We start from the raw sequence: 26,477 nt of genomic DNA, 5'->3' as shown, positions 1-26,477 counted from the left end.
GCGGGACATACGGGAGGACAGCACATGGCGTGGCTGCTGGTGGTGGTGGCCGGGTTGTTGGAGACCGGTTTCGCCGTGTGTCTGAAGCTCTCGCACGGGTTCACCCGGCTCTGGCCCACGGTCGCGTTCTGCATCTTCGCCCTCGGCAGCTTCGGCCTGCTGACCCTGTCGCTGAAGAAACTCGACGTGGGCCCGGCGTACGCGGTGTGGACCGGCATCGGGGCGGCCGGGACGGCGATCTACGGCATGATCTTCCTGGGCGACCTGGTCTCGACGCTGAAACTCGTCTCGATCAGCCTGGTCATCGTGGGCGTGATCGGCCTCCAGCTGTCGGGCTCTGCGCATTAGGCTCGCCCGCATGGTCTCAGTGGTGCAGAACGTCGCGATCGACTGTGCGGACGCCTATGAACTGGCCCGGTTCTGGAGCGAGGTGACGGGTTCTCCGCTGGACCCGGAGGCCAGGCCCGGCGACCACGAGACCCAGGTCCTCCTCTCCGAGGGCCCGGTGCTGTACTTCAACCAGGTGCCGGAACCGAAGACGACCAAGAACCGGGTCCATCTGTGCCTCCGCCCGGAGAGTACGCGTGAGGAAGAGGTCGAGCGGCTGCTGAGCCTCGGTGCCGCCCTCTTCGCCGACCACCGGAGGCCCGACGGCACGGGCTGGGCGATCCTCACGGACCCCGAGGGCAACGAGTTCTGCGTGCTGCGCAGCGCGTCCGACCGCGCGGCGACCGGCGGTTGAGGGGCGCCGTCAGACCGGCTGCCGGTGCAGCGCGCTGCGGACGAGTTCCGCGACCCCGCCCTCGCCCGGCGGGGCCGCCACACAGGACAGGGCGAGCCGGACCGTCAGTTCGCAGGAGCGGGCGAGGTCGGCGAGGTCCGACTTGTTGTGCGCGCCGGGTCCGGAGAGGACCGCGACGGCACGGTCGCGGACCAGTGCCACGAAGTCGCCGGGCGAGGGCAGCGGGCCGTCCGCGCGGCGCTGTGCCGGCACCGCCGAGGAGGACGGGACGGCGGACAGGGTCGGCGAGGGCAGCCGTTCGTTCCAGCAGCCGGTGAGCATGGCCCGTACGAGCGCGTTCTCCTTGGCCGTGGCGGCGGTCCACTCGGCGGTCGCGGTCAGCCGCTCGCGGGCCTCGCTGTGGGTGGCGAGTGCGCGCTCGACGCCGGCGAGATAGCCGTCGGCCTCCCTTCTCACCAGCGCGCGGGCCAGCCCTTCCTTGCTCCCGAACTCGTTGTACAGCGTCTGCCGGGACACTCCGGCCGCCGCGGCGACATCCACCATCCGCACGGCGGACCACGGCCGTCGGGCCAACGCCGCGTACGCGGCGTCCAGCAGGGATTCCCTCGCTGCAGGCATCATCGCCTCCTAGGGGCGAGCGGCTCTGCGCCCAGATTTGACGCGCGTGAGGGCACTGTCAAGGGTTCGCGAAGGCATGCGGGGGCGCTCTTGATCCACCACGCGCCGTCCGCACCGGGGCCGTCCGCACTCCGGTCCCGTGTAGCCCTGCGGCGACCACGACAGATAGCGTTCACCACATGGCCGACTACCTCGACGACCTCCGCTTCGCCCACGTCCTCGCGGACGCGGCCGACGCAACCACCATGGACCGCTTCAAGGCGCTCGACCTCAAGGTCGAGACGAAGCCGGACATGACCCCGGTGAGCGAAGCGGACAAGGCGGCGGAGGAGCTGATCCGCACCCAGCTCCAGCGCGCCCGCCCGCGGGACGCGATCCTGGGCGAGGAGTACGGCATCCAGGGCACCGGACCGCGCCGCTGGGTGATCGACCCGATCGACGGCACCAAGAACTACGTCCGCGGTGTCCCGGTCTGGGCCACGCTCATCTCCCTGATGGAGGCGGCGGAAGGCGGCTACCAGCCCGTCGTCGGCGTGGTCTCCGCCCCGGCCCTCGGCCGCCGCTGGTGGGCCGCGAAGGGCCACGGCGCCTTCACCGGCCGCAGCCTCTCCTCGGCCTCCCGCCTCCGTGTCTCGCGCGTCACGAAGCTGTCGGACGCCTCCTTCGCGTACTCCTCGCTGAGCGGCTGGGAGGAGCAGGGCAGGCTGAACGGCTTCCTGGACCTGACGCGCGAGGTGTGGCGCATGCGCGCGTACGGCGACTTCTGGCCGTACATGATGGTCGCCGAGGGCTCGGTCGACATCTGCGCCGAACCCGAGCTCTCCCTCTGGGACATGGCCGCCAACGCGATCATCGTGACGGAGGCCGGAGGCACCTTCACCGGCCTCGACGGCCGCCCGGGCCCGCACAGCGGCAACGCGGCGGCGTCGAACGGCCCGCTCCACGACGAGCTGCTGGGCTACCTCAACGAGCGGTACTAGTTCTCGCCAAGAGGCACAGATGAGCGCGTGCGCCCTCAATGGCCCGCACGCGCCCCCTTGTTGACCCTCACTTTGCCTGCGACTCTGAGAGGACCCTCATTTGTGAACTTGTGAATCCCTGAACAAGTTCAGGGATTCCTCAGGAGGTGACTCCGCACCCATGCTCGTCCGCGATGCCATGAGCACGGTGGTCCTCACCATCGGCCCCGCCCACACCCTCCGCCAAGCCGCCGCCCTGATGTCCGCCCGCCGCGTCGGCGCGGCCGTGATCCTCGACCCCGATGCCGGCGGCATCGGCATCCTCACCGAACGCGACGTCCTCAACTCCGTGGGCCTGGGCCAGAGTCCGGACACGGAACACGTCACCGACCACACCACCACCGACGTCGTTTTCGCGGCTCCGTCCTGGACCTTGGAGGAGGCGGCCCGGGCCATGGCCCACGGCGGTTTCCGGCACCTCATCGTCCTGGACCGGGGCGAGCCCGTGGGCATCGTCTCGGTCCGCGACATCATCCGCTGCTGGGCGCCGGCCCGACAGCACATCCCCGCCTGACGCACAGCGCCTGGACACACGGATGGGCGGGCCCCCTCGCGCGAGGGGGCCCGCCCATCCGTTCACGACAAGCCGTCCAGTGCTGGTCGACGGCCGCGCAGGGCCTGGACCGCGGCCACCCAGCTGCTTGCCGCAGCATGTGTCGCTCCCGACCTTCCTGACCCCTTGGCCAGAAGCGTTACCGATCCTACAATGGACTCTGTCTAAGTCAAGCAGGGCTCTAATTTCACACTCCTTCGGGACCTTGGTCCCCTTGCTGTTAAGGTGACCCCTATGAGTGACCTACTGGAACGACTGCGCGGCCGCGGATGGCGGATGACCGCGCAGCGGCGCGTCGTGGCCGAGGTCCTCGACGGCGATCACGTCCACCTGACGGCCGACGAGGTGCACGCACGGGCCGTCGCCAAGCTGCCCGAGATCTCCCGCGCCACCGTCTACAACACGCTGGGTGAGCTCGTCTCCCTCGGCGAGGTGCTCGAAGTCGCCACCGACAAGCGTGCCAAGCGGTACGACCCGAACGCGCACCGTCCGCACCACCACCTGGTCTGCGCCCAGTGCGGGGCGATCCGCGACGTGCATCCGAGCGGCGACCCGCTGACGGACCTCCCCGACTCGGAGCGCTTCGGCTTCACGGTCTCGGGCGTCGAGGTGACCTACCGCGGCGTCTGCCCGAGCTGCGCGGCGGCGTAGACACCGGCTCACGAGCCCCGGCCCCTTCTGGGCGCCGGGGCTTTGCGTTGTGCGCCGAGGCCATCGTGCCGCCTGCGGGCTTCCCGTAACTGACGGACCGCCATATGGCCAACGGCACCCACCAGTCCGTTCCGCACTCCGCGAGGAGGCGGTGGGCTACCGGCCCTCATCGCTCACGCCAAACACCGAGGGCCGGAACCCTTTCGGGTTCCGGCCCTCGGCCTTGAGTAGCGGGGACAGGATTTGAACCTGCGACCTCTGGGTTATGAGCCCAGCGAGCTACCGAGCTGCTCCACCCCGCGTCGGTGAAATGAACACTACGTCAACGGGAACGACAGAAGCAAATCAGTTACCGACCGGCCCACACCGCCGACCCAGCGAAGCCTGCGACCCCACCCAGCCTGCGGGCATTCCCCGCCACACCTGCTTGGCCTGCGGGCCTTCGCCGCCGCATCGGCCCAGCCTGCCGACATTCCCCGCCGCACCCCCCTGGCCTGCCGGCACTCACCACCGCATCCGCCCACCCCGCGGGCCTTCACCTCCGGCCCTGCTCAGCCTGCGGGCATTCGTGCCGCCCAGGGCGGCACGGGTGGGCGCTGGGGGTCCCCCCTCTGGGGGAGGCACCCCGTCAGCGCCGGGCCGCGCGACCCACCTCTGCCCAGCCCCACCCGGGGCGCCACGCGAACAGACCCGCAGCTCAGCGCACCCTCACGCCGACAGCTCTTCACGGAGCGCGTCCCGCAAGCGAGCCGCCCGCTCAGAAACCTCGCCCGGCCCGAGCGACACCGCCCGGTCGGCCCACCGCTGCCCCTCCGCCAGCTCCCCACGACGCGCGTAGACGAGGGCCAGCCGCAACGCCGCCCGCCCGTGCCCCGCATCAGCGGCCCGCGTCCACCAGACCGCCGCCTCGGGCTCACTCCCCTCACGCGCAAGCAGCAGCCCCAGATTGAAGGCACCGTTCCGAGACCCCGCCTCGGCGGCCTCCCGGTACCACCGAGCCGCCTCCACCACATCGCCCCGCGCAGAGGCGAGCATCCCCACCCGCACCTGCGCGCGCCGATGCCCCTGAGTGGCGGCCCGCTCGTACCACTCCTCGCACTCGCTCTTGGAAAGGTGCACGGACTCCCCGAGCTCATGCGCGGGCGCGGGCGGCCGCCGCGCGTCCAGCACGGTGGCCAGCCGGTACGCCGCCTCCGCGCTCCCGCCGCCCGCCGCGCACCGCAGATGCCGTTCCGCGGCCGCCTCGTCCCCGTCCCGCAGCAGCGCGATCCCGACCTGCAGCGCGGCCTCCGTGTGCCCGGCGGCGGCGGCACGCTCGTACCACCGCAGGGCGACACCGTCCTCGCCCCGGCCGGCGAAGAGGATCCCGAGGTTGAACGCGGCGTCGACGCTCCCGGCCTCCGCGGCCTTGGAGAACCACGGCTCGGCCCCGCCGGTGTCCCCGCCCTGCAGCAGCAGGATCGCCAGCGCGTTCGCCGCCTCGCGGTGCCCCGCGTACGCCGCCCGCCGGTACCACTGCTCGGCCTGTGCGGTGCGCCCCTGCTCGGCGCAGAGCAGCCCGAGGTTGTACGCGCCGTTCACGTCACCGGCGTCCATCGCGGCCCGGTACCACCGCTCGGCGGTCTGCGTCTCCCCGCGCTCGGCGTGCAGCGCGCCCAGCGCGTTCGCGGCGTTGCCGTCGCCGTCCTGGGCGGCCCGCAGCCACCACACGGCGGCGCTCTCGGTGTCCCCCGCGTCGCGCAGCAGGAACCCGAGCGCACAGGCGGCCCGCGCCTCGCCGTCCTTGGCGGAGGTCAGATACCAGCGCCCGGCTTCCTTGAGCTCACCGCGCTTCTCCAGGATCGCGCCGAGGTACAGCGCGGCCCGCTGATGTCCGCGCGCGGCGGCCTGCCGGTACCACTGCTCGGCCTCCGCGGCCTGCGAGACACCGTTGTCAGTCCCGTCCTCACCTTCGAGGTGCACTTCGCGATCAAGCGCACGCGCCAGCCGGTACGCCGCCTCGCGGTGCCCCCGCTCGGCCGCCGCCCGCATCCACTGCCCGGCTCCGGCGTCCCCACGGTGCTCCAGCAGGTCGGCGAGCGCGTAGGCGCCGAGGGCGTGGCCCTGTTCGGCGGACTGGCGCAGCCAGTACTCGGCGGCGGGCTCGTCGCCCTTCTCGCGGAAGTGCCGGCCCAGCGCGTGCGCGGCCGCGGCGGATCCGGCGACGGCGGCGATCCGCCACCAGCCGGCGGCCTCGTCGGCGTAGCCGCGCTGGTGCAGGAGGACGCCCAGGTTGTTGGCGGCGGCACGGTCGCCCGCGGCGGTGGCGGCACGCAACAGGGGCTCGGCTCCGTCGAGATCACCACGGCGCAGCAGCATGGCCCCGAGGACACTCATCGCCTCGACGTCACCGGCCTCGGCGGCCAGGCGCTGGCGGAGTTCCTCGGCAGCCGCTTCGGCCACCTCGGCCACCTCACCGGACTCGACCTCACCCGGCCCGGCGGGCTGCACAAATCGCCCTGTCTCGCACAGAGTTGCCTTGTCCCCCATAACGTCCATCGTCGCACCACCTGCAACCTGGGTACACCTGGTATACCGCAGCCATTGAGGTCACTTCAGCGTTTTGTCGACATGCCCACAGAGAGACAAGTCAAACACAGTTCCCTCAACTCCCCACGGCAGCGCGTCCATCTCTCTGTCCGGCACATGCGTTCGCACACCACGAAGGCCCGGATCCTTGATTAGGATCCGGGCCTTCGTTTCAGTAGCGGGGACAGGATTTGAACCTGCGACCTCTGGGTTATGAGCCCAGCGAGCTACCGAGCTGCTCCACCCCGCGCCGTTGTGCTGCAACCGTATCACGGCGCGGGGTGGAGCATTTGATCAGCCGCCGGGGCCGGTCAGCCGCTGGGACTGCTGCTCGGTTTCGGAGTGCTGCTCGGACCGCTGCTCGGCTTCGCACTACTGCCGGGACTCGGGCTGCTGCCGGGCTTGTTCTCCGCGGCCTGCGCCTCCTCGGCCCGCCGCAGCGCGTCCTCGAGATCCTTCTGCGCCACGCCGTACGCCTCCCAGTCACCCTTCTTCAGGGCTTCCTGGCCGGCCTCGAAGGCCTTCTGGGCGTCGTTCAACGCCTCCTGGACCGTCGGGTTGTCGGTGCTCGGCGGCGGATTCCCGGTGTCCCCGTCGTCGTCCGGCGGCGGGGTGGTCTCGCCCTCCGTCCCGAACACCTTGTTGAGGGCTTCGTCGAGGGTGTCCTCGAAGGCGGTGTTGCCTCCGTAGGTCACCAACACCTTCCGCAGCAGCGGGTACTTCAGTCCACCACCGCGTACGTAGACCGGCTCCACGTAGAGCAGTCCTCCGTCGAGCGGCACCGTCAGCAGGTTGCCGTACTCCACCTTCGAGTCACCTCTGTTGAGGAGGCTGATGGTCTCGGCGATGTCCTGTTCGGAGTTGAACTGGCTCTGTACCTGTTTGGGGCCCTGGACGCTGGTGTTCGTCGGCAGTTTCAGGATTCTGATCTTGCCGTAGTCGTCGGTGCCCGCCTCGGCGTCGACCGACATGAACGCACTGAGCTGGTCCCGGCCGTTGGGCGTGAACGTCGTCGTGAGCGAGAACGCCTGTTCCTTCTGGTCGGGCATCTTCATGCTCAGGTAGTACGGCGGCACCGGTTCGCCCGACGTGTTGGTCGGGTCGTCCGGCACCTGCCACACCTCGGAGCCGGAGAGGAACGTCGTCGCGTCCTTCACGTGGTACCGGCTGAGCAGCTCGCGCTGGACCTTGAACAGGTCCTGCGGGTAGCGCAGATGGGCCAGGAGCGAGTCCGAGATCTCGGTCTTCGCCTTCACCGTGCCCGGGAACGCCTTCATCCAGGTCTTCAGGACCGGGTCCTCGGTGTCCCACTGGTACAGCTTGACCTGGCCGGTGTACGCGTCGACGGTCGCCTTCACCGAGTTGCGGATGTAGTTGACCTGGTTCTGCTGGGCCACCACCGCGCGCGAGTTGTTCGTCGCGGTCAGCGAGTCGGCCGTGGTGTCACCGAGGGTCGTACGGGACGAGTACGGGTAGCCGTTCGTCGTCGTGTACGCGTCGACGATCCACTGGATCTTCCCGTCGACGACCGCCGGATAGGCGTCGCCGTCGATGGTCAGCCAGGGCGCGACCGCCTCGACGCGCTCCTTGGGCGTGCGGTTGTACAGAATCCGCGAACCCTCGCCGATCGCCCCGGAGTAGAGGATCTGCGGCTCGCTGAACGCCACCGCGTACGCCGCCCGGTTGATCGGGTTGGAGAGGTTGACCCCGCTCTTGCCGGTGTAGCTGAAGGTCTTCTCACCGCTGTCGTCGGAGTAGTCGATCTCCTTCTGGGGACCGCCGACGATCGAGTACTCGGTGGTCTTCTCACCGTAGTAGACCCGCTGCTCGTACGTGCCGAGGTCGCCCTGCGAGGGCAGGTCGGACTCGGTGAACACCGGGCGGCCCTCGGAGTCGGCGGCGGTGCCCTTGGCGGCGACCACGCCGTAGCCGTGGGTGTAGCGGAAGTGGTCGTTGATCCAGTTGTTCTTCGGAATGCCCGCGAGGTTCAGCTCGCGCAGACCGATGACCGTGTCCTGGTCCTTGCCGTCCTTGGTGTACCGGTCGACGTCCAGGTTGGTCGGGAACGCGTAGTAGTTACGCATCTGCTGGAGCTGCTGGAACGTCGGCGAGACGATGTTCGGGTCCACCACGCGGATGCTGGCCGTGGTGTCGACGTCGTCGCGCAGCTTGGTCTTGTCCGTGGTCGTGGACGTGCCGTCGTACTCGCTGACGCTGGCGTCGTCGATGCCGTACGCCTCACGCGTCGCCTTGAGGTTCTTGGTGACGTACGGCGCTTCCTTGGCCTGCTCGTTCGGCTGGACCTGGAACTTCTGCACGATCGCCGGGTAGAGACCACCGATGAGGATCGCCGACAGGACCATCAGGCCGAAGCCGATGACCGGCAGCTGCCAGGTGCGCCGCCACAGGGTGGCGAAGAACAGCACGGCACAGATGACGGCGATGCAGAACAGGATCGTCTTGGCCGGCAGATAGGCGTTGGCGTCGACGTACCTGAGGCCGGTCCAGTTGTCGGTCGCCTTGAAGTCGCTGGACTTGACCGCGAGGCCGTACCGGTCGAGCCAGTAGGCCACCGCCTTCAGGGTGACGAAGATGCCGAGCAGCACCGACAGATGGCCGGTGGCCGCGGCCGTGGCACGCGCGCCCGGGCTGGTGATCCGCAGCCCGCCGTACAGGTAGTGGGTGAGCGCGGCGGCGATCACGGACAGGATCGCGGCGGCGAAGCCGAAGCCGAGCAGGAACCGGTACCAGGGCAGGTCGAACGTGTAGAAGGAGATGTCGAGCTTGAACTGCGGGTCCTTCTCGCCGAACGACACGCCGTTGACCCACATCAGCCAGGTCCGCCACTGGCCCGACGCCGAGGCGCCGGCGATGAGGCCGACCAGGGCGGTGATGCCCAGCAGCAGCCACTTCTTGTAGGGCGCGATGCCCATGCGGTAGCGGTCGAGGTTCTGCTGCTCCATCGACATGGCGCTCAGCGGCGGCCGCAGCCGGTGGGCGAGCCAGATGTTGAAGCCGACCGCCAGGGCCATCAGCAGACCGAAGACGAAGAACAGTCCGATCTTCGTCCACAGAGTGGTCGTGAACACGGACGAGTAGTTCACCGACCGGTACCAGAGCCAGTCCGTCCAGAACCCGGCGAACATGGTGAACGCCATGCCGAGTACGGCAAGGACGCCCAGTGTCATGAGCAGGGTCCGGACACGCCGGGACGGGCGGCCCACTCTGATCCGTGGCCCCGTCGGGCCTCCGCCGCGGTCCGGCATCTGGAAAGCCAAGGTGCGCACCTCGAAAGTCGCTGTTGGTCCGTCAGACCCGCGTCCCCGCGAGCCGTCCGTGGGCCACGTGATCGTAGGCCCTCACCTATGCAACTTACTCACGCTTTACTCGGTTCCCGATTCCGGCCATGAACCAGGCAGGATTGTGACCATGTCCAACACTCCCATGGCGGCGAGCCCCCTGACCCGGGCCGTACTCGAGATCGACGAGTACGTCTCCGGCCTCGGCTGGGACCAGCCCGCTCGCCTTTTCGCCCTCGTAGACACCGCGCGACTGCGAGCCCAGGAACCTGCCCTCGCGGCCCAGCTCGGCCTGGAGGACGAGCAGGAGTCCTCCGGCCTGACCCCCATCGAGCAGGAGGAGATCCCGGCGGGCAAGCCGCTCGACGAGTTCCTCGGCACGATCGCCTGGCCCGACGCGGTGGCCGGCTGCGCCCTGACGGTGGAGCGCCTCATGCTGCCCCCGTCCGCCGAGGCGCAGGTCCCGGAGGGCCTCAGCGACAAGAAGCTCACCCAGTGGGTGGCCAGGCACCCCGACCGCCAGGAGGTCCGCATGACCGTCGCGGTCCTCCGCGACGGCACCCGCGACTCGGCCCTGCGCCTGCGCGAGAAGGACTCCCCGACGGAGGTCCTCACGGGCGGCTCCCTGGTCCCGGGGCTGGCGGAAGCACTGGCGGCGACGTTCGAGGACTGAGTTCTACCGGTACGAGAACTGAGCCCTACCGGTACGAGGACTGAGTTCTTCGTGTACGACGACGGGGGCGCCCTCGGCCTTGAGGGCGCCCCCGTTCACGTACGCGCGCGTGCCGGTGCGGTCAGCCCTTGGTGGTGCACGCGGGCAGATCGGCGGTGTCGCCGGAGCGGATGTCCTCGAGGGAGGTGAGGGCGTCCTCGATGGTGTTCACCTTGACCAGGGTGAGCCCGCCGGGGACGTCCTCGGCGGCGGCCGAGCAGTTGTCGGCCGGGGTCAGGAAGTACTGGGCGCCCTTGTCGCGCGCGCCGACGGTCTTCATCTCGATGCCGCCGATGGGGCCGACCTTGCCGTCGTCGTCGATGGTGCCGGTGCCGGCCACGAACTTGCCGCCGGTGAGGCTGCCGGGCGTGAGCTTGTCGTAGATGCCGAGCGCGAACATCAGGCCCGCGCTGGGCCCGCCGACATCGGCGAGCTTGATGTCGATGGTGAACGGGAAGGTGTGGTCGGTCCCGGCGGAGATCCCGACGATGGCGCGCTTCTCGCCGTCGTCGTCGGACTCCTTGGTGGTGATGGTGACGTCCTGGGTCGCGGTGGCCGTCTTGTTCGCCTTCTCCGCGGCGGCCTGCTCCTTGGCGGGCACGATCGTGAAGGTGACCTTCTCGCCGGCCTTGTGCTCGGTGACGAGTTCGGCGACGTCGGCGGGCTCCTTGACGGTGGTCCCGTCGACGGCCTTGATGACGTCACCGGCGTGCAGCACGCCCTCGGCCGGAGAGTCCTTGACCACGGTGGAGACGATCACGAAGGACTTCACCGGGATGTCCAGCTCCTTCAGGGCGGCGACCTTGGCGCTCTCCTGGGACTGGCTGAACTCCTCGGCGTTCTCCTGGGTGGACTCCTCCTCGGTCTTGCCGTCCGGGTAGAGCGTGTCGTGCGGCACGACCTTGTTGTCGTGCGCCAGCCACCCGTAGACGGCCTCGACGAGGTTCATCTTGTAGTCGGCGCTGGTGACCCGGACGGTGGTCATGTTGAGGTGCCCGCTGGTGGAGTAGGTCTTCCGGCCGGAGATCTGCAGCACCGGCTCGCCGTCGTGCTCGCCGAGCGTGTTCACCGTCGGCCCCGGGGACATCTCCGAGTACGGCACGGGGATGAAGACTCCCGCGCACAGGAGCGCGATCAGCATCAGGGTGGAGGCGAGCATCGTCGCGGTGCGGCGTGGCATGGAACGACAGTACGGGACGCCCCTGTCAGCGACCCGTCAGGGCCACCTCGGAGGCGGACTCAGTGCTGCTTCTCCATGGCCTCGCGGAACCGCGCGTATCCGTCCAGCTCGGGCCCGTCGCTCCGCACCTTCCGGGTCCGATTGGCCCAACTGCCCCACAGACCTGCACCGATCGCAGCGACAAGCGGAATCAGCAACCAGGCGAGCGCCGCCATGTCGTCCTCCAACCCCGATGAGCGACCGCAACTGACTGATCAGCAGATTAGCCATCCGCACTGACAACGCTCACGCCAGGGGGGCGGTTACGCAACCGGAGGAGGGAAGGGATGTTCGGGGCGTCAGCAGGCGCCGACCCACTCCTCGGTCCCGTCGGAGAACTTCTGGTGCTTCCAGATCGGCACCTCGTGCTTGAGGTCGTCGATCAGCTTCCGGCACGCCTCGAAGGCCTCACCGCGATGCGGACACGACACGGCGACGACGACGGCGAGATCCCCGACGACGAGATCCCCGACCCGGTGCACGGCGGCCAGCGCCCGCACCGGATACTCGGCGACCACCTTCTCGGCGACCCGCCGCATCTCGGCCTCGGCGCTGGGATGGCACGAGTACCCGAGCCGGTCGACGTCGGCACCTCCGTCGTGATTCCGTACGGTCCCCACGAACAACGCGGTGCCCCCGGCCGCGTCGTCCCCGACGGCCTTGAAGACCTCGTCGAGGGAGAGCGGGGTCTCACGGATGGCGATGAGCTTGACGGGCTCCTGCGCGCCCTGCTCACCGGGGTGATCGTTACTGGCTGCCATGCCCCCCATCGTGCCCCATACCTCCGACCACACGGAATAGAGCCATCGCCCGGCACGCACGCGTGGCCGTTTGGAGCGTCCTACACATCGGGCCCGTAACCCGAGGGGGCTGCGCTGTTCCCTTCAGCCCGTCCGGCGTTTGAGGACGAGGCCCCTTAAGGGCCGAAGCGGGGTCGAAGGGGCGGCAGCCCCTGGGGACGGGAATGGGAAGGGGCCGCGGGGGCGAAGGGCCCCCACGCGCACCCACCCGCCCCCTCAGATCCGCCCCCTCAGATCCGCCGCCGAGCCTTCCGAGCCCGCCGCACCACAGCGGCCGCGCCCAGCAGCGCCACCGTCGCCCCCGCAGCCCCCGCAGCCGTCGCGTCCTTCCGCCCGAGCCGACGCCCCGCGACCGTGTGCCGCCCGGAGACCTCCTCCAGCAGCTCCGCGAGCACCTCCTCGTTCGTCCACTGCGCCCGCCACCCGGCGTCATGCAGCCGACTCCCGCTGACCACCCACGGGTACATCGTGTACGCCAGGTCCCCGGCCGGGGACGGCGTGAGCCCGATCCGGTGCAGCCGGGCAGCCGCCCCCAGCGCCACCGCCGACGGCAACTCCATCCGCCGGATCCCGCTGAGCTCCTCGACCTCCTCCTGCTCCAGCCACCCGTCACACCCGACAGCGAGCTCGCCCTCGACCTTCTCGAGAACGGCGTACTCCAGCGCACTGCACAGATCCTCGACATGGCAGAACTGCCAGGCGGGCCGGGACCCGGCGACGACGAGCAGTCGAGGCGACTCGAAATACCTGGTCAGAGCGGTGTCCGTGCCACCCACCAGCACGGCGGGCCGCACAACGGTGACATTGAGTCCCGGGTGAGCCCGAGGCGCCCTCCGCGCGAGCCGCTCGATCTCCAGCAGATCCCCGACCCCGGTGGCCTCCGCGGTCGCCCGCAACTCCGCGTCCTCGGACAAAGGCAGCTCGTTGTCCGGCAACGCGCCGTACACCATGGAGGACGTGCACAGCACCACCCGATGCACCCCGGCCGCCGCCGCAGCGGTCAGCACGGTCTGCGTCCCCCGTACGTTGTACGCCGTACGGGCGGCCCCGTCCGTCTCCAGATCGAGGTCCAGCGCGAGATGCACCACCACATCCGCGCCCCGCAGCTTCTCCGCGATCGCGGGATCCCGCACGTCCAGGATGTGCCACTGCGCCCCCGCGCACTCCCCGCGCCGCTCATCGATGGCGATGACCTGCTTGATCTCTTCCGACGCGGCGAGCCGCTCGGTGAGCAGCGCACCGATACCGCCCGCCGCACCGGTCACGGCGACGACGGGCCCGCGCAGCCCAGGATTGGTTGACTGGTTTCGCGCTGCGCGAACCTGTGGATCAGGGGAACTCACCGGGCGTCTCCAGCGGTTGTCTTCAGTACGTACACAAGTGACGCGTACGTACCAGGTGGCATCCATCCTGCCGCAGGCCGAGAGTCGGCGAAGCACCGAGGCCCGATCCGCCCACGGTGTCTACGCTGGGTGGTGTTATCGGGCAGTCGCGCCGTCGGAGACAAACCGGCGGCCTTAACAGCCGAGGAATCCCGTGAGTGACACCCCATTCGGATTCGGCCTTCCGCCGGAGGAGCCGGAAGACGGCGACGAGGGCAAGAAGAAGGACCAGCAGAGCGGTGGTGGTCAGGGCCCGGCCAACCCGTTCGGTTTCGGCGGGCTGCCCGGAGCCGGTGGCTTCGGTGGCCCGGGCGGTCCCGGAGGGGACAATCCGTTCGCTGCCATGTTCGGTTCCCTGAACCCCACCGACCTGGGCGCCGCGTTCCAGCAGCTGGGCCAGATGCTCTCCTACGAGGGCGGCCCGGTGAACTGGGACATGGCCAAGCAGATCGCCCGCCAGACGGTCTCCCAGGGCACCGCCGACGGCGTCAAGGACGCGAGCGTCGGTCCGGCCGAGCGCACGGCGGTCCAGGAGGCCGTCCGCCTGGCCGACCTGTGGCTGGACGACGCCACCTCCCTGCCGTCGGGCGCGGGCACCTCCGTGGCGTGGTCCCGCGCGGAGTGGGTCGAGGCGACCCTGCCCGCGTGGAAGGAGCTCGTCGACCCGGTCGCCGAGCGCGTCGGCACCGCGATGGGCGATGTCCTGCCGGAGGAGATGCAGGCCATGGCCGGCCCGCTGATCGGCATGATGCGCTCGATGGGCGGCGCCATGTTCGGCACGCAGATCGGGCAGGCCGTGGGCGTGCTCGCGGGCGAGGTCGTCGGCTCGACCGACATCGGCCTCCCGCTCGGCCCGGCCGGCAAGGCCGCGCTGCTGCCGCTCAACATCGAGGCGTTCGGCAAGGACCTGGGCGTGCCGCAGGAGGAGGTGCGGCTGTATCTCGCCCTGCGCGAGGCCGCCCACCAGCGTCTGTTCGCGCATGTGCCGTGGCTGCGCTCGCACCTGTTCGGCGCGGTCGACGGCTACGCGCGCGGCATCAAGGTCGACACCGCCAAGCTGGAGGACGTGGTCGGTCAGTTCGACCCGCAGAACCCCGAGCAGCTCCAGGACGCCCTCCAGCAGGGCATGTTCCAGCCGGAGGACACCCCGGAGCAGAAGGCGGCCCTGGCCCGTCTGGAGACGGCTCTGGCGCTCGTCGAGGGCTGGGTGGACGCGGTGGTCCACGCGGCCGCCAAGCCCCGGCTGTCGTCGGCGGACGCGCTGCGCGAGACGCTGCGCCGCCGTCGCGCCTCGGGCGGTCCGGCCGAGCAGACCTTCGCCACCCTGATCGGCCTGGAGCTGCGCCCCCGCCGTCTGCGGGACGCCTCCCGTCTGTGGGCCTCGCTCACGGACGCGCGCGGTGTCGACGGCCGCGACGGCCTGTGGGCCCACCCGGACATGCTCCCGACCGCCTCCGACCTGGACGACCCGGACGGCTTCGTCCACCGCGAGCAGCTGGACTTCTCCGAGCTGGACAAGATGCTCGGCGAGGCCGCGGGCGGCTCCGCGGAGAAGCCGAACCTGAAGAAGGACGAGGACGAAAAGGGCGACGACTCCGAGTGAGCCTGCACGACGACGCGGTCCTCGTACTCAAGGGGTACGAGGGCCAGGAAGAGTTGCGCCAGACGTACCTCGACCACTTGGCGGCCCACCCGGACGGCATGTGGAAGGCCTGCGGGGACGGTCACATCACGGCGAGCGCGCTGGTGATCGACCCGTCGCGCGGCCAGGTGCTGCTGACCCTCCACAAGAAGCTGCGGATGTGGCTCCAAATGGGTGGCCACTGCGAACCCGGCGACGCCACGGTGGCCGCCGCGGCGCTGCGCGAGGCGACCGAGGAGTCCGGGATCACGGGCCTGACACTGCTGCCGGGCGGCCCGGTCCGGCTGGACCGGCACCCCATCCCGGCCCCTTGTCACTGGCACTTCGACATCCAGTACGCGGCGCTGGCCCCGGCCGGAACCGTCGAGGCGATCAGCGACGAGTCCCTCGACCTGCGGTGGTTCGCGTACGCCGAGGTCGCGGACGTGGCGGACGAGTCGGTCGTGAGGCTGCTGGAGGCGACTCGCGCGAGGCTGTGACCCTCGGAGTCCCTTCGGGAACGTGTAAGGGGCGACCACCCATGGTGGTCGCCCCTTACGTCTGCTTTCTGGACGGTCAGCTCCAGACGTTGCCCTGATTCTGACCGCGTGCCCCGTGCTGGCCCACCCCGTACTGCGCGGCGAGGCCCGAACCGATCTGGGCGTTCTGCGGCGGCATCAGTTCGCTGGGCTGGACGATGGCGTAACCGCTGCCCATGAAGCTGAGCTCCCAGCCCTCGCCGGTGTTGCCGCGGCGCCGGAACACCCCCGAGGAGTGCGTCTGGGCCTGCATCTGGACGCGCAGCGAGGTCGACCAGGCGACGATCGCGTCGGCGTCGCAGTTGACGTACCTGTCGGGCGTGACCTGCATCATCAGCGGCATGCCGGAGGTCATGAGGGCGACCTTGCCGCGGCCGGTGATGTTGAGCTGGTACTTCCCGGAGCCGGAGATGCCGTAGAGGCTGTCGACGGCGATGACCTCGTGGTGCAGCGAGGAGTCCATGGCGAGGACGTAGGAGCTGTCGACGGTGAGGCCGTCCTGCTCCACGTCCACCAGGTGCACGTGCTGCTTGAGGTTGGCGAGGTAGACCGTGCCCTGCCCGTGGCAGCGCATCAGGTCCAGGCCCTCGCCGGTGTGCGCACGCGAGCGTCCCTGGTCGTTGCTCTGGTACTCGGCGTCGAACTCCATCAGGCCCTGGTAGGCGACCATCGTGCCCTTGCGGGCGAGGATGTCGTCGTGGCCCTCCAGGGTGACGCGGAGCATCTGCTTGTTCTGCAGCGCCCAGCGTTCCTGGGTCTGCTGGTCGTTGTAGGCGAAAAGCGGACTCTGCATGACGTTCTGGCTCCCCCTCAGCCCCGGACCCGGAGTCGGTCGGTGCTGTCCTCGCTGGGCTGGACTACGACGATGCCCTGGCCCGAGAAGGCCATCTGGTAGGCCTCACCGCTGCCGCGGCCGATGAGCGACTGCGCCTTGAAGCTGCGCTTGCCCTTGACCTTGAGGTTCGGGGACCAGGCGACGAGCGCGTCGGGGTCGACGTACGTCTCGTCCTCGCCGCCGCCGCAGTCGACGACGATCGGCTTGCCCCGGGAGGTCAGCGCGACCCAGCCCTGCCCGGAGATCTTGGTGTTCCACAGGCCCTGCCCGGCGAACTTCGCCAGGCCCTTGACGCGCTCGACACCCCAGGTGAGGTGTGCGTCGAAGGCGAGCAGGTTGGTGGCGTTGACGGAGATGCCGTCGCCGTTGAGGTTGATGACGACGACGTTGGCGCCGTAGTCGGCGAGGTAGAGCAGTCCGTCGCCGGAGCACTTCATCAGGGGCGCGCCCTCGCCGGTCATCCAGTCCTTGGCGATCTGGCGCACGGCCGGCGGGTTGGGCTCGTACTGGACGAAGCCCTCGTAGGCGACCATCGAGCCCACGCGCGCGAAGAGGTCGTTCCCGGTCTGCATGGCGATCTTCGCCATGTGGTTGCCGTGGTTCTCCATGCGGGCCGTGACGGGTGCGGGAGCGAAGCCCGCGAGTGGCTGGTTCATGACGGACTCCCTCAGATCTCGTACGGCTGGACGACGATGAAGTTGCCGGGCGCGGCCCGGAACTGCAGGTTCACGCTCTCGCCGGTGTCGCCGGGGTAGGCGTTGCGACGCATGCGGACCTGGCTGGAGACGACGACCTGGGCGGCGGACGACCAGGCGACCACGGCGTTGGCGTCCGCGAAGGTGGTGGGCGTGACCGGCAGCACCACGGGCGTGCCGTGCGTCTTGAGGACGATCGTGCCGGTGCCCTGGAACAGCATCGTGAACAGCGCGCCGCCCGGGATGCCGTGGCCCTCGATCCGGCGGACCTCGTACTGGAGGCTCTCGTCGAAGGCGAGGACGTTCTCGGCGGAGACGCAGATGCCGTCGCCCTGCAGCTCGATGGGGTGCAGCATCGTGGAGTTCTCGGCGAGGAAGACCTGGCCCTGCCCGGTGCAGCGCATCAGCTGCATCTCCTGGCCGGTCGCGTTGCCGACGACCCGGCCGGCGAAACCGGCGCCCTTGTAGCTGAAGTCGACCTTGCCCTGGTAGAGCACCATGCTGCCCTGGCGGGCGAGCACGGGCTGACCGCCGATGCCGAGGTCGACGCGGACGAGCTTCTTGTTCTGCTGCGTCCAGCGCTGGCCGGTGGGCGTCTCCTTGAACTGCGCGAGGGCGCCGGCGACACCGGCGGCCTGGGGCGCGCCCTGCGGCATGCCCTGGGGCGCACCGTAGGGGGCCTGCTGGCCGGGGGCCTGTCCGTAGCCGGGCGGCGGGGTGGGCTGGCCGTAGCCCGGAGGCGGAGTCGGCTGACCGTAGCCCGGAGGCGGAGTCGGCTGACCGTAGCCGGGCGGCGGGCCGGGAGCCTGGGGCGCCTGCGGGGCCTGGGGCTGGGCGCCGTAGCCGGGGGGCAGCGGGGCGGTCTGGCCGGGGGCCTGACCGTACTGGGGCTGCTGCGGCGGCTGACCGTAGGGCGCGGGCGCCGGGGCCGGGGGCGGCACCGGGGCGCCACCGGGCGGGGTCATGGGCGCGACGATGGTGGGCTGGGCGTGCACACTCGGGGCGGGCGCCGGGGCGGGCGCCGGGGGCGCGAAGCCCTGGGCGGGCGCCGGAGCGGGCGCGGGTGCCGGAGCGGCAGCCGGCGCGCCGAACGCGGGCGGGGCGGCGGCCTGGGCGGGCGGGGCGAAGCTCGGCGCGGCACCGGCCTGCGGCTGCTGCGGGGCGGCGGGGGCCTCCTCCTCGGCGACCTCGCCGCCGAAGTTCTTCAGCAGCGCTTCCAGGCCGCCGTCGAAGCCCTGTCCGACCGCGGCGAACCGCCAGACATCCTTCAGGTAGAAGTCGCCCAGCATCACGGCGCGCTCGGTGGTGAACTCCGAGCCGTTGAAGGAGTAGCGGGCGACCTCTTCGCCGCCGGCCACGATCCGGATGTATCCGGGGGCGATCTGCGACATCTGTCCGGCGCCGTCGATCGTCGCAGTGAAGGAGAGCTTCTGGATCTGCGCCGGGATCCGGTCGAGGGTGACGCGGAAGGACTCCGTGTCACCCGCCTGGGCGCCGAGGAGCTGGATGGACTCCTCGGGGGACTTCGGCTGGTTGAAGAAGACGAAGTACCGGTCGTCCGAGAGCCGCTCGTCGGCGTCGAGACCGAAGCAGCTGATGTCGAAGCTCAGTCCGGGGCCGGTGATCTGTACGCCGACGTACAGATCGGTGCCCGCGGTGAGGTCACTGACCTTGGCCTTGTGGCCGCGTTGGAATTCCCTGGCCATGCGTAACGACCGTCCCCCATCCAAATGCGAGTGCGTCGCGCCAGGCTAACGGCAAACTCGGACAACGGACGATGTCGGTACAGACCCGGTACACAACTGCCCGCGCGGGGGCGTCGGTCCCCGCGTCGGTCACTCTCCGCGCGCGCCCGGCAGATGAGGCAGCCGGTCGGCCGCGACGACCCCTTCGAGATAGCCACGGGCCCGCTCGGTGCGCGGATACGCCTCCAGGAGCCGCCAGAAGCGGGGCCCGTGTCCGGGCACGAGCAGATGGGCGAGCTCGTGGACGAGAACGTAGTCGACGACGTACTCGGGCATCCCCTGCAGCCGGTGCGAGAGGCGGATGCTGCCCTCGGAGGGGGTGCAGGAGCCCCAGCGGGTGTTCTGGTTGGTGACCCAGCGCACCGAGGAGGGCCGGGCGCGGCCGTCGAAGTACTGGGCCGACAGCCGCTCCGCCCGCTCGGACAGTTCGGCGTCGCCGAGGACCCGCTTGCTCTCCTGAGCGGCCAGCTTGTCGAGCATGACGCTCACCCAGCGTTGTTCCTCCGCCTCGGACATCCGGGCAGGGATCAGCACAACGGTGCGATCGCCCTCGCGGTACGCGGAGACCGTCCGGCGTCGACGGGCGCTTCTGCGCACCTCGATCGCGCTCGCACCCGAGCCGCTGGGCGGTTGACTCGACGCGCGTCGCTGTGGTGTTCCGGCACGGTGCAGTGGGTCGGCGGACACGCCCCGACGTTACCCGCTGTGAGTGGTGGAAGTCCCGACTCCGGGACGGTTCGGTTCCGATCCCCCACCATGCGTTTGATTTGTACGACGAATACCCACCGCCTGTGGACAACTTTCGGCATCGGATTGCGGATCCGGGCATGCTGGCATTCGCCGACGGAGCCACGGCCGACCGCCGAACGCTCTCCGGGCGGCGTACGGGGACGTTCCACGAGGGCTACGGGGGCCTGTCATGCAGTCTTCACAAGATCCGCCGGTTGCGGTGATCCCACTGGTTCCGCAGGTGAAGCCGGCGCTGCGGCGCGGCTGGCGCGACCTCGACACGGTGCAGTTCGGGATGACTCCGGCGCACGCGATGACGCTGGGTCCGATGGACACCGCGACGGGCAGTTTCCTGGACCTGCTCAACGGCACCCGGGGCCCGGGGCTGCTGCGCGAGGAGGGCCGGCGGATGGATCTGCCCGACGGCCATGTCGACCGGCTCATCGAGCGGCTGTCCCGGGCGGGGCTGCTCGACGACGCGCGCGGCGGCGGACCGGCCGGTGAGGCCCTGCGAAGGAAGAAACGGGTCCTCGACCGGCTCCGCCCCGACCTCGCCTCCCTGTCCCTGACCACGTCCGAACCGGGCGAGGCGATCGGGCTGCTGGCGGCCCGGCGCTCCCTTCGCGTGCAGGTCAGGGGCGCGGGCCGGGTCGGCGCTGTGCTGGCCTCGCTGCTCTCCGGCGCCGGGATCGGCGAGGTCGACGTGCGCGACATCGGCGAGGTCGAGCCGTGGGACGTGGCACCGGGCGGGCTGCCCGTCGAGGCGATCGGCGAGCGCAGGGACGAGGCCGCCCGACGCGCGGCCCGGCGGTACGCGCCGGACCGCTCTTCACGCGGACCGGTCTCCGTAGCCGGTGAGCCCGCGGCCGGTGAGCCCGGCTTCTCCCTGGTGATCCTCGCCCCCAGGGACGACGTAGCCGTGCACGCCCCGCCCCCGGCCGACCAGCTCATCGACTCCGGTACGCCCCATCTGTACGTCGGTGTCGCGGAGGGAACCGGTGTCGTCGGCCCGCTCGTCCTGCCCGGCGTGACGAGTTGCGCGGGCTGTCTGCACGAGGGGCGCACCGACCGGGACCCCGCGTGGCCGCGGCTGGTCGCGCAGTGGCGGTCGGGCTCGGGGCGGTCGCGTCATGTGCGCCCCTGTGATCTGGCTCTGGCCACCACGGTGGCGGGGCTGGCGGCCGCGCACGCCCTCTCCTTCCTCGACGGCCGGCTGCCGTCGAGTGCCGGCGCCCGCTGGGAGGTCTCCGTCCCCTCTCTGAACTGGCATGCGCGGCCGGTCTGGACGCATCCCGCATGCCCCTGCGGAGCAGCGGAGAAAGGTAAGGGAGAACACACCTCCGAGGAGGGGGAGTCGCACGAGACAATGAGCGGGCAAGGGCCGTCGCAGGAGTCGCCCCGCAAGGCGGACGCGGTACGGTCGGCTGGGACCTGGAGGGCGCATGTCTGATCTTCCCCGCAAGGCGGTCACCCGTACCGCCAAGCTCGCCGCGCTCCCGATCGGCTTCGCCGGCCGGGCGACCTGGGGGCTCGGCAAGAGAATCGTCGGGGAATCCGCGGAACTCGTCGGCCGTGAGCTGCAGCAGCGCACCGCGGAGCAGCTGTTCAAGGTGCTCGGCGAGCTCAAGGGCGGCGCGATGAAGTTCGGCCAGGCCCTGTCGGTCTTCGAGTCGGCGCTGCCCGAGGAGGTCGCCGGCCCCTACCGTGCCGCGCTGACGAAGCTCCAGGAGGCGGCGCCTCCGATGCCGACGCGCACGGTGCACAAGGTGCTGGAGGAGCGGCTCGGGGAGGACTGGCAGGAGCTGTTCGAGGAGTTCGAGGACAAGCCCTCCGCCGCGGCGTCGATCGGTCAGGTGCACCACGCGGTGTGGCACGACGGCCGCGAGGTCGCGGTCAAGGTGCAGTACCCGGGTGCCGGCGACGCCCTGCTGTCCGACCTGAACCAGTTGAGCCGCTTCGCCCGGCTGTTGGGCCCGCTGATCCCGGGCATGGACATCAAGCCGCTGATCGCGGAGCTGAAGGACCGGGTCTCCGAGGAGCTGGACTACGGCCTGGAGGCACAGGCCCAGCAGGCGCACGCCGAGGAGTTCGCGGACGACCCCGACGTCGTGGTGCCGGCGGTGGTCCACCAGTGCGAGCAGATCCTGATCACGGAGTGGATGGAGGGCGTCCCGCTGTCGGAGGTCATCTCCGAGGGCACCCAGGACCAGCGCGACCGCGCCGGCCAGCTCCTGGCCCGTTTCCTCTTCTCCGGCCCGGCCCGCACCGGCCTGCTCCACGCCGACCCACATCCCGGGAACTTCCGCCTCCTGCCCGGCGGCCCGCACGGCGCGGACGACTGGCGCCTGGGCGTCCTGGACTTCGGCACGGTGGACCGCCTCCCGGGCGGCCTGCCCACCCCCATCGGTGAGTCGCTGCGCATGACCCTCGACGGCGAGGCCGAGGCCGTCTACGAGCTCCTCTGTCTGGAGGGCTTCGTCAAGGAGTCCATAGAGCTGGACCCCGACGCCGTCCTCGACTATCTCCGCCCGATCATCGAACCGGCCCTGCGCGACGAGTTCACCTTCACCCGCGGCTGGATGCGCAGCCAGGCCGCCCGCATCGCCGACATCCGCTCCCCCGCCTACCAACTGGGCAAGCAGCTCAATCTCCCCCCGGCCTACCTCCTCATCCACCGGGTCACGCTCAGCACCATCGGCGTCCTGTGCCAGCTGGGCGCGACCGTCCGGCTGCGGGCGGAACTGGAGGAGTGGCTGCCGGGGTTCGTGGTGGAGGAGCCGGAGGAGTCGGTGGCGGAAGCCTGAGCCCGACCATCGGTTGCCCACCGGGGGCGGGCCCCGGCGACGCCGGCCCTACCACCAGGCCGAGTCCAAGCGGCCCTCGATCGCTCTGAGATTGTCCCTGGAGCAGGTGTCGCAGAAGTACTGTCGGACGCCGTTCTCCACGGAGCAGGTCCAGGTGGGGCGGGGTCCGTCGGCGGCGATGCCGCAGCGGGCGCACACCAGAGACCGGGGCTCCGTGGCGGAGCCGTCGTCCTCACTGCCCCCGGGAAGACTCGTCACGCGGCGACGATATCGCCGCGGCCGGTGGATCAGCGGGCACAACGCACCGCGGGGGCCGGTCCGTTCGGACGGACCGGCCCCCGCGGGGAGCTTTCGCCTCCCGGAGTCCGGGAGGCCACCGCTACAGGTGTGATCGGTTACTGCATGACGGCCATGGCGAGCGCACGGCGGGCGCGCATCGAGGCGCGCTCGGCCCGGCGCTGCATCCGGCGAGCGCTCATCAGGCGCACGGCCTGACGCTCGCGCTCGGCCTCACGCAGGCGCTCGTGCATATGTGCACGGGCCAGGGCTTCTGGTTGAAGTTGCATCTCACGGGTCCTGTTCTGACGCGAGTCGTGCGCGCCGGTGGTGGTGAAGTCTGGGGTCTCAGAGCCGATGGGCTCAGTGGTGGACGGCTTCATCGGGGCCTGCTTCTTGGGGTCGTGCGTGAGAGGGCGGTCGATCGTTCCTGCGGTGTTCATGCCGAGACCGGGTTCTTGCGCGGGCGACCACGCGGCCGCTTCCGGGCGACGACGACACCCTGGACGAACAGCTCGCCACCCCAGACGCCCCAGGGCTCACGCCGCTCCTTGGCGCCGGCGAGGCAGGCCTCGATCAGCGGGCAGGTGCGGCAGAGGGACTTGGCGTACTCGACGTCCGCCGGCGACTCGGCGAAGAAGACCTCCGGGTCGTAGGAACGGCAGGGGACGGGTACGCCGAGGTTCTCGATGGCGTCGTCGAGCGCGGTGAGCGCAGTGAGCGGGGTCAAGGTGGAGTCCTCCGTGAGGCCGGGCGGGGGGATCGTTTCGGAAGGCGGTACGGACGGGGCGTGCGCTTCGAGTTGCACGGTTCGTCTTCCTCGTCTGGTCGGTCCGGCCCTGTTGGACCGGTAGTCGGCTTTCTTGTCCCGAGGCCCCTTCGCTCCGCTGTCCAAGTTCTTGGACAAACAGAAGGGCCGCGGATCCCGGATGGGGTTCCGCGGCCCTGAAGGCGCCGGCCTGATCAATCAGGCTGGATCACTCCAGGGTTCTGGCCCACGGAAGGCCCACATCAGGTGGTGCTGCGTCGTCTGCTTCCGGCTTCCGGCACCGGCTGCCGTAAAGGCATAGGCCTGAGCCTTGCCCTCTACTGCTTCCAGCGCCTTGGTCGGTCGCTCATTGCGCTCGCGGACAGGGAGACCCGCGAGAGACACGGAGGACGCCGGACCGGCGACACGAATGCCGGACAGACCGGTGCCCTGGTTCGAGACGGCGAGCATGCACAGGGAGACGACGACCGAGCGATCGGTCATTTTCGCGGTGTTGATGTAGCTGGCGTTGATGCTGGTCACTGGACTCGCCTCCTCTCGGCGTCTCGGGGGACTGGGGTGAGCCAGTCCTACGGATATGTAAGTAGAGCACGGAATTGGGGCCTCCGAGAAGGCCTCCGTCCCCGTGGCTAAGAACCTATGGGGATTGCTGGGGCATGCGCAAACTATTTTTTCGACGAGTTCCTCTCAGTCCTCATCTTCTTCGGCCCCAGGCTCCTGGCCTGCACAGATGGCCAGCACATCGGCTCCGTAGCGGTTGAGCTTCCGGGCGAGCACCCCGGAGATACGAGAGAGCTCAGCCGGAGTGGTCGGCTCCGCCTCTGCGATCGCCTTCAGCGTCCTGTCCGTGAAGATGCAGAAGTCCGGCTGGCCGCTGCGCTCGGCCTGAACCGCGCGCCAGTCCCGCAGCCGCTCATAGAGCCCCTCGTCCATGTCGGACGGGCAGTCGTCACAACGCATCAGCTTCATCTCGCCGGCGTCGGTGAGGGTGCGCCCGCAGACCCGGCAGCGAGCCGGGGTGCGCTGGGTGCGCCTCGGCGCGGCAGCCGCCGTACCGCCGGTGAAACCCCGCTCCACGCCTCCGGTGCCCGCCGTGGCGGCCCGTCCCGCAGCGCCGGTCGAGCCGGGGCGCAGGCCGTCGAGGAACCGGCTGGGGCGGCGGTTGGGCCGCCCGCCGGGCGAGCGGGAGAGCGCCCAGGAGACATGGAGGCGCTCCCTGGCGCGGGTCACGCCCACATAGAGGAGCCGACGCTCCTCCTCGATCTGCTCGTCGGTCTTTGCGTAGGTGATCGGCATCATGCCCTCGGCGACCCCGACCAGGAAGACGACGTCCCACTCCAGGCCCTTGGCCGAGTGCAGGGAGGCGAGGGTGACGCCCTGGACGGTCGGGGCGTGCTGCGCATTGGCCCGCTCGTCCAGTTCGGCGACGAGGTCGGCGAGGGTGGCGTCGGCTCTGGCGGCGGCGAAGTCCTGTGCCAGGTTCACCAGGGCGGCCAGCGACTCCCAGCGCTCCCTGACCGCGCCGGAGCCGGCCGGCGGCTCGGACGTCCAGCCCTCGCCGGAGAGCACGGCGCGTACCTGGGAGGGCAGGTCGGGGGCGTCGTCCAGCCGTGAGTCGTTGCCGCCGAAGCGGGCCGCGCCCCGCAGGTTGACGATGGCTCTGCGCACTTCGGGGCGGTCGAAGAAGCGCTCGGCACCGCGCAGCTGGTAGGGGACGCCCGCGTCGGCGAGGGCCTGCTCGTAGGTCTCGGACTGGGCGTTCGTCCGGAACAGGATGGCGATCTCGGCGGCCGGCACCCCGGCGGCCATCAGCTCGCGGATGCGCCGGGCGGCGCCCTCGGCCTCGGCGGGCTCGTCGGTGTACTCGGTGTAGAGGGGCTCGGGGCCCGGGGCGCGCTGGGAGACCAGTTCCAGGCGGTGGTCGGCGGCGCGGCCGCTGGCCTGGGCGAGCAGTCCGTTGGCCAGGTGGACGACCTGCGGGGTGGAGCGGTAGTCCCGGACCAGCTTGACGACGGTGGCCCCGGGGTGGCGGGTGCGGAAGTCGAGCAGATGGTCGGGAGTTGCTCCCGTGAACGAGTAGATCGTCTGACTGGCGTCGCCGACCACGCAGAGGGTGTCCCGGTCGCCGAGCCACAGCTCCAGCAGCCGCTGCTGGAGGGGGCTGACGTCCTGGTACTCGTCGACGACGAAGTGCTGGTACTGGGCGCGGACCTGGTCGGCGATGTCGTGCCGGTCCTGCAGGACCGCCACCGTCAGCAGCAGCACGTCCTCGAAGTCGATGACTCCGCGCTCACGCTTGAGGTCCTCGTAGGCGGTGTAGAGCTGGGCGACCTCGGCGGGGTTGCGCGGGGCCTCCCGGCCCGCCTTGGCGGCCGCGAGGGCGTAGTCGGCGGGGACGGTCTGGGTGACCTTGGACCACTCGATCTCGGCGGTGACGTCCCGCAGCTCGCCCCGGTCGAGGCGGATGCGGCAGGCGGCGGCCGCGTCGGCGACGAGCTGGATCTTGCGGTCGACGAGCCGGGGCATGGAGCCGCCGACGGCTTTCGGCCAGAAGTACTGGAGCTGGCGCAGGGCTGCGGAGTGGAAGGTGCGGGCCTGGACGCCGGCGGCGCCGAGCTGGCGGAGGCGGCCGCGCATCTCACCGGCGGCGCGGTTGGTGAAGGTGACGGCCAGCACGCTGGAGGGCTGGAGGATGCCGGCGCGCACTCCGTAGGCGATGCGGTGGGTGATCGCCCGGGTCTTGCCCGTACCGGCCCCGGCCAGCACGCACACCGGCCCCTGCAGGGCGGTGGCCACCTCGCGCTGCTCGGGGTCGAGCCCTTCGAGCACCGCGTCGGCCGAGTCCGGTACCTGCGGGAAGAGGGTGGAGTGCGTTGCTGCTGTCACACCGCCATGCTGCCA

General features: G+C 70.4%; 26 protein-coding genes and 2 tRNA genes. 10 read left to right on the top strand and 18 right to left on the bottom strand.

The features are described 5' to 3' along the window. Positions 1-24: 24 nt before the first annotated feature. The gene (locus PH203_RS32865) at positions 25-348 is read left to right on the top strand and encodes a multidrug efflux SMR transporter (protein ID WP_266822228.1); all 324 of its coding nucleotides are present in this window, start codon (positions 25-27) and stop codon (positions 346-348) included. A gap of 10 nt (positions 349-358) precedes the next feature. Then, the gene (locus PH203_RS32860; protein WP_289924754.1) at positions 359-742 is read left to right on the top strand and encodes a VOC family protein; all 384 of its coding nucleotides are present in this window, start codon (positions 359-361) and stop codon (positions 740-742) included. A gap of 9 nt (positions 743-751) precedes the next feature. Here PH203_RS32860 and PH203_RS32855 read toward each other — a convergent pair whose 3' ends face one another. Continuing rightward, positions 752-1,360: a TetR/AcrR family transcriptional regulator gene (locus tag PH203_RS32855; RefSeq protein WP_289924753.1), complete on the bottom strand. Its 609-nt coding sequence runs from the start codon at positions 1,358-1,360 to the stop codon at positions 752-754. Between the two features lie 179 nt (positions 1,361-1,539). Here PH203_RS32855 and hisN point away from each other — a divergent pair, with 179 nt between their 5' ends. From hisN to PH203_RS32840, 3 genes are all read left to right on the top strand, one after another. Next, positions 1,540-2,340: a histidinol-phosphatase gene (gene hisN, locus PH203_RS32850; RefSeq protein WP_289924752.1), complete on the top strand. Its 801-nt coding sequence runs from the start codon at positions 1,540-1,542 to the stop codon at positions 2,338-2,340. Between the two features lie 160 nt (positions 2,341-2,500). Next, positions 2,501-2,893, top strand: a complete 393-nt coding sequence (locus tag PH203_RS32845; RefSeq protein WP_289924751.1) for a CBS domain-containing protein — start codon at positions 2,501-2,503, stop codon at positions 2,891-2,893. 273 nt (positions 2,894-3,166) lie between these two features. Beyond that, entirely contained in the window at positions 3,167-3,583 is a 417-nt protein-coding gene (locus tag PH203_RS32840) for a Fur family transcriptional regulator (protein WP_289924750.1), read from the top strand. A gap of 228 nt (positions 3,584-3,811) precedes the next feature. Here the strand turns inward: PH203_RS32840 and PH203_RS32835 are convergent. The 4 genes from PH203_RS32835 to PH203_RS32820 form a co-directional block, all read right to left on the bottom strand. Beyond that, positions 3,812-3,885 (bottom strand) — tRNA-Met (locus PH203_RS32835). Between the two features lie 406 nt (positions 3,886-4,291). Then, positions 4,292-6,121 (bottom strand): tetratricopeptide repeat protein, encoded by a 1,830-nt coding sequence (locus tag PH203_RS32830; RefSeq protein ID WP_289924749.1) that lies wholly within the window; start codon positions 6,119-6,121, stop codon positions 4,292-4,294. 206 nt (positions 6,122-6,327) lie between these two features. Next, positions 6,328-6,401: transfer RNA gene (locus PH203_RS32825), tRNA-Met, on the bottom strand. A 61-nt stretch (positions 6,402-6,462) separates the two neighbouring features. Beyond that, positions 6,463-9,417, bottom strand: coding sequence for a UPF0182 family protein (locus tag PH203_RS32820; protein WP_289924946.1), 2,955 nt, complete (start codon positions 9,415-9,417; stop codon positions 6,463-6,465). A 163-nt stretch (positions 9,418-9,580) separates the two neighbouring features. Here PH203_RS32820 and PH203_RS32815 point away from each other — a divergent pair, with 163 nt between their 5' ends. Further along, the gene (locus tag PH203_RS32815; RefSeq protein ID WP_289924747.1) at positions 9,581-10,123 is read left to right on the top strand and encodes a PPA1309 family protein; all 543 of its coding nucleotides are present in this window, start codon (positions 9,581-9,583) and stop codon (positions 10,121-10,123) included. Positions 10,124-10,244: 121 nt separating this feature from the next. Here PH203_RS32815 and PH203_RS32810 read toward each other — a convergent pair whose 3' ends face one another. From PH203_RS32810 to PH203_RS32795, 4 genes are all read right to left on the bottom strand, one after another. Then, positions 10,245-11,342, bottom strand: coding sequence for a PDZ domain-containing protein (locus PH203_RS32810; RefSeq protein ID WP_289924744.1), 1,098 nt, complete (start codon positions 11,340-11,342; stop codon positions 10,245-10,247). A gap of 59 nt (positions 11,343-11,401) precedes the next feature. Next, complete coding sequence (locus PH203_RS32805) at positions 11,402-11,557, bottom strand: hypothetical protein (protein ID WP_289924743.1); 156 nt, start codon at positions 11,555-11,557, stop codon at positions 11,402-11,404. Positions 11,558-11,680: 123 nt separating this feature from the next. Further along, positions 11,681-12,142: a molybdenum cofactor biosynthesis protein MoaE gene (locus PH203_RS32800; protein WP_289924742.1), complete on the bottom strand. Its 462-nt coding sequence runs from the start codon at positions 12,140-12,142 to the stop codon at positions 11,681-11,683. A gap of 269 nt (positions 12,143-12,411) precedes the next feature. Beyond that, positions 12,412-13,524 (bottom strand): SDR family oxidoreductase, encoded by a 1,113-nt coding sequence (locus tag PH203_RS32795; RefSeq protein ID WP_289924741.1) that lies wholly within the window; start codon positions 13,522-13,524, stop codon positions 12,412-12,414. 193 nt (positions 13,525-13,717) lie between these two features. On the opposite strand from PH203_RS32795, the gene PH203_RS32790 reads away from it, so the two are divergent. After that, positions 13,718-15,166: a zinc-dependent metalloprotease gene (locus PH203_RS32790; RefSeq protein WP_289924740.1), complete on the top strand. Its 1,449-nt coding sequence runs from the start codon at positions 13,718-13,720 to the stop codon at positions 15,164-15,166. Then, the gene (locus PH203_RS32785) at positions 15,163-15,684 is read left to right on the top strand and encodes an NUDIX hydrolase (protein ID WP_289924739.1); all 522 of its coding nucleotides are present in this window, start codon (positions 15,163-15,165) and stop codon (positions 15,682-15,684) included. The genes PH203_RS32790 and PH203_RS32785 overlap by 4 nt, the downstream gene beginning before the upstream one ends. 76 nt (positions 15,685-15,760) lie before the next feature. Here PH203_RS32785 and PH203_RS32780 read toward each other — a convergent pair whose 3' ends face one another. From PH203_RS32780 to PH203_RS32765, 4 genes are all read right to left on the bottom strand, one after another. Next, positions 15,761-16,516, bottom strand: a complete 756-nt coding sequence (locus PH203_RS32780; protein ID WP_289924738.1) for an AIM24 family protein — start codon at positions 16,514-16,516, stop codon at positions 15,761-15,763. 17 nt (positions 16,517-16,533) lie between these two features. After that, positions 16,534-17,214 carry an AIM24 family protein gene (locus PH203_RS32775; RefSeq protein WP_171141547.1) on the bottom strand — a complete coding sequence of 227 codons (681 nt, stop codon included), beginning with the start codon at positions 17,212-17,214 and terminating at the stop codon, positions 16,534-16,536. Between the two features lie 11 nt (positions 17,215-17,225). Next, complete coding sequence (locus PH203_RS32770) at positions 17,226-18,959, bottom strand: TerD family protein (RefSeq protein ID WP_289924737.1); 1,734 nt, start codon at positions 18,957-18,959, stop codon at positions 17,226-17,228. Between the two features lie 129 nt (positions 18,960-19,088). Next, complete coding sequence (locus PH203_RS32765) at positions 19,089-19,685, bottom strand: M48 family metallopeptidase (protein WP_289924736.1); 597 nt, start codon at positions 19,683-19,685, stop codon at positions 19,089-19,091. A gap of 271 nt (positions 19,686-19,956) precedes the next feature. On the opposite strand from PH203_RS32765, the gene PH203_RS32760 reads away from it, so the two are divergent. Further along, a complete protein-coding gene (locus tag PH203_RS32760; RefSeq protein WP_289924945.1) occupies positions 19,957-21,177 on the top strand; it encodes a TOMM precursor leader peptide-binding protein in 1,221 nt (406 codons plus the stop codon). Then, positions 21,170-22,531 carry an AarF/ABC1/UbiB kinase family protein gene (locus tag PH203_RS32755; protein WP_289924735.1) on the top strand — a complete coding sequence of 454 codons (1,362 nt, stop codon included), beginning with the start codon at positions 21,170-21,172 and terminating at the stop codon, positions 22,529-22,531. The genes PH203_RS32760 and PH203_RS32755 overlap by 8 nt, the downstream gene beginning before the upstream one ends. A 48-nt stretch (positions 22,532-22,579) precedes the next feature. Here PH203_RS32755 and PH203_RS32750 read toward each other — a convergent pair whose 3' ends face one another. The 5 genes from PH203_RS32750 to PH203_RS32730 all read right to left on the bottom strand — a co-directional run bounded on the left by PH203_RS32750 (position 22,580) and on the right by PH203_RS32730 (position 26,462). Further along, positions 22,580-22,789 carry a hypothetical protein gene (locus PH203_RS32750; RefSeq protein ID WP_289924733.1) on the bottom strand — a complete coding sequence of 70 codons (210 nt, stop codon included), beginning with the start codon at positions 22,787-22,789 and terminating at the stop codon, positions 22,580-22,582. A gap of 137 nt (positions 22,790-22,926) precedes the next feature. Next, complete coding sequence (locus tag PH203_RS32745) at positions 22,927-23,250, bottom strand: hypothetical protein (protein ID WP_289924731.1); 324 nt, start codon at positions 23,248-23,250, stop codon at positions 22,927-22,929. Continuing rightward, positions 23,247-23,615: a WhiB family transcriptional regulator gene (locus tag PH203_RS32740; protein ID WP_289924729.1), complete on the bottom strand. Its 369-nt coding sequence runs from the start codon at positions 23,613-23,615 to the stop codon at positions 23,247-23,249. Before PH203_RS32740 ends, PH203_RS32745 begins: the two co-directional genes overlap by 4 nt. A 159-nt stretch (positions 23,616-23,774) precedes the next feature. Further along, positions 23,775-24,098 (bottom strand): hypothetical protein, encoded by a 324-nt coding sequence (locus PH203_RS32735; protein ID WP_289924728.1) that lies wholly within the window; start codon positions 24,096-24,098, stop codon positions 23,775-23,777. Between the two features lie 165 nt (positions 24,099-24,263). Beyond that, on the bottom strand, positions 24,264-26,462 hold the full coding sequence (locus PH203_RS32730) for an ATP-dependent DNA helicase UvrD2 (protein ID WP_289924727.1): 2,199 nt from the start codon (positions 26,460-26,462) through the stop codon (positions 24,264-24,266). Between the last annotated feature and the right edge of the window lie 15 nt (positions 26,463-26,477).

The sequence above is a fragment of the Streptomyces sp. S.PB5 genome (assembly GCF_030403745.1).
Taxonomy (GTDB): domain Bacteria; phylum Actinomycetota; class Actinomycetes; order Streptomycetales; family Streptomycetaceae; genus Streptomyces.
The sequence above is the reverse complement of the archived record's forward strand: the minus strand, read 5'-3'. Positions and strand labels throughout refer to the sequence as shown.

What these genes read in the sequence shown, in the direction of transcription:
- PH203_RS32830 (WP_289924749.1), bottom strand. Translation starts at nt 6,121, where the DNA reads ATGGACGTTATGGGGGACAAGGCAACTCTGTGCGAGACAGGGCGATTT.
- PH203_RS32845 (WP_289924751.1), top strand. Translation starts at nt 2,501, where the DNA reads ATGCTCGTCCGCGATGCCATGAGCACGGTGGTCCTCACCATCGGCCCC.
- PH203_RS32775 (WP_171141547.1), bottom strand. Translation starts at nt 17,214, where the DNA reads ATGAACCAGCCACTCGCGGGCTTCGCTCCCGCACCCGTCACGGCCCGC.
- PH203_RS32800 (WP_289924742.1), bottom strand. Translation starts at nt 12,142, where the DNA reads ATGGCAGCCAGTAACGATCACCCCGGTGAGCAGGGCGCGCAGGAGCCC.
- PH203_RS32815 (WP_289924747.1), top strand. Translation starts at nt 9,581, where the DNA reads ATGTCCAACACTCCCATGGCGGCGAGCCCCCTGACCCGGGCCGTACTC.
- PH203_RS32840 (WP_289924750.1), top strand. Translation starts at nt 3,167, where the DNA reads ATGAGTGACCTACTGGAACGACTGCGCGGCCGCGGATGGCGGATGACC.
- PH203_RS32805 (WP_289924743.1), bottom strand. Translation starts at nt 11,557, where the DNA reads ATGGCGGCGCTCGCCTGGTTGCTGATTCCGCTTGTCGCTGCGATCGGT.
- PH203_RS32810 (WP_289924744.1), bottom strand. Translation starts at nt 11,342, where the DNA reads ATGCCACGCCGCACCGCGACGATGCTCGCCTCCACCCTGATGCTGATC.
- PH203_RS32755 (WP_289924735.1), top strand. Translation starts at nt 21,170, where the DNA reads ATGTCTGATCTTCCCCGCAAGGCGGTCACCCGTACCGCCAAGCTCGCC.
- PH203_RS32855 (WP_289924753.1), bottom strand. Translation starts at nt 1,360, where the DNA reads ATGCCTGCAGCGAGGGAATCCCTGCTGGACGCCGCGTACGCGGCGTTG.
- PH203_RS32745 (WP_289924731.1), bottom strand. Translation starts at nt 23,250, where the DNA reads ATGAACACCGCAGGAACGATCGACCGCCCTCTCACGCACGACCCCAAG.
- PH203_RS32865 (WP_266822228.1), top strand. Translation starts at nt 25, where the DNA reads ATGGCGTGGCTGCTGGTGGTGGTGGCCGGGTTGTTGGAGACCGGTTTC.
- hisN (WP_289924752.1), top strand. Translation starts at nt 1,540, where the DNA reads ATGGCCGACTACCTCGACGACCTCCGCTTCGCCCACGTCCTCGCGGAC.
- PH203_RS32780 (WP_289924738.1), bottom strand. Translation starts at nt 16,516, where the DNA reads ATGCAGAGTCCGCTTTTCGCCTACAACGACCAGCAGACCCAGGAACGC.
- PH203_RS32820 (WP_289924946.1), bottom strand. Translation starts at nt 9,417, where the DNA reads ATGCCGGACCGCGGCGGAGGCCCGACGGGGCCACGGATCAGAGTGGGC.
- PH203_RS32860 (WP_289924754.1), top strand. Translation starts at nt 359, where the DNA reads ATGGTCTCAGTGGTGCAGAACGTCGCGATCGACTGTGCGGACGCCTAT.
- PH203_RS32770 (WP_289924737.1), bottom strand. Translation starts at nt 18,959, where the DNA reads ATGGCCAGGGAATTCCAACGCGGCCACAAGGCCAAGGTCAGTGACCTC.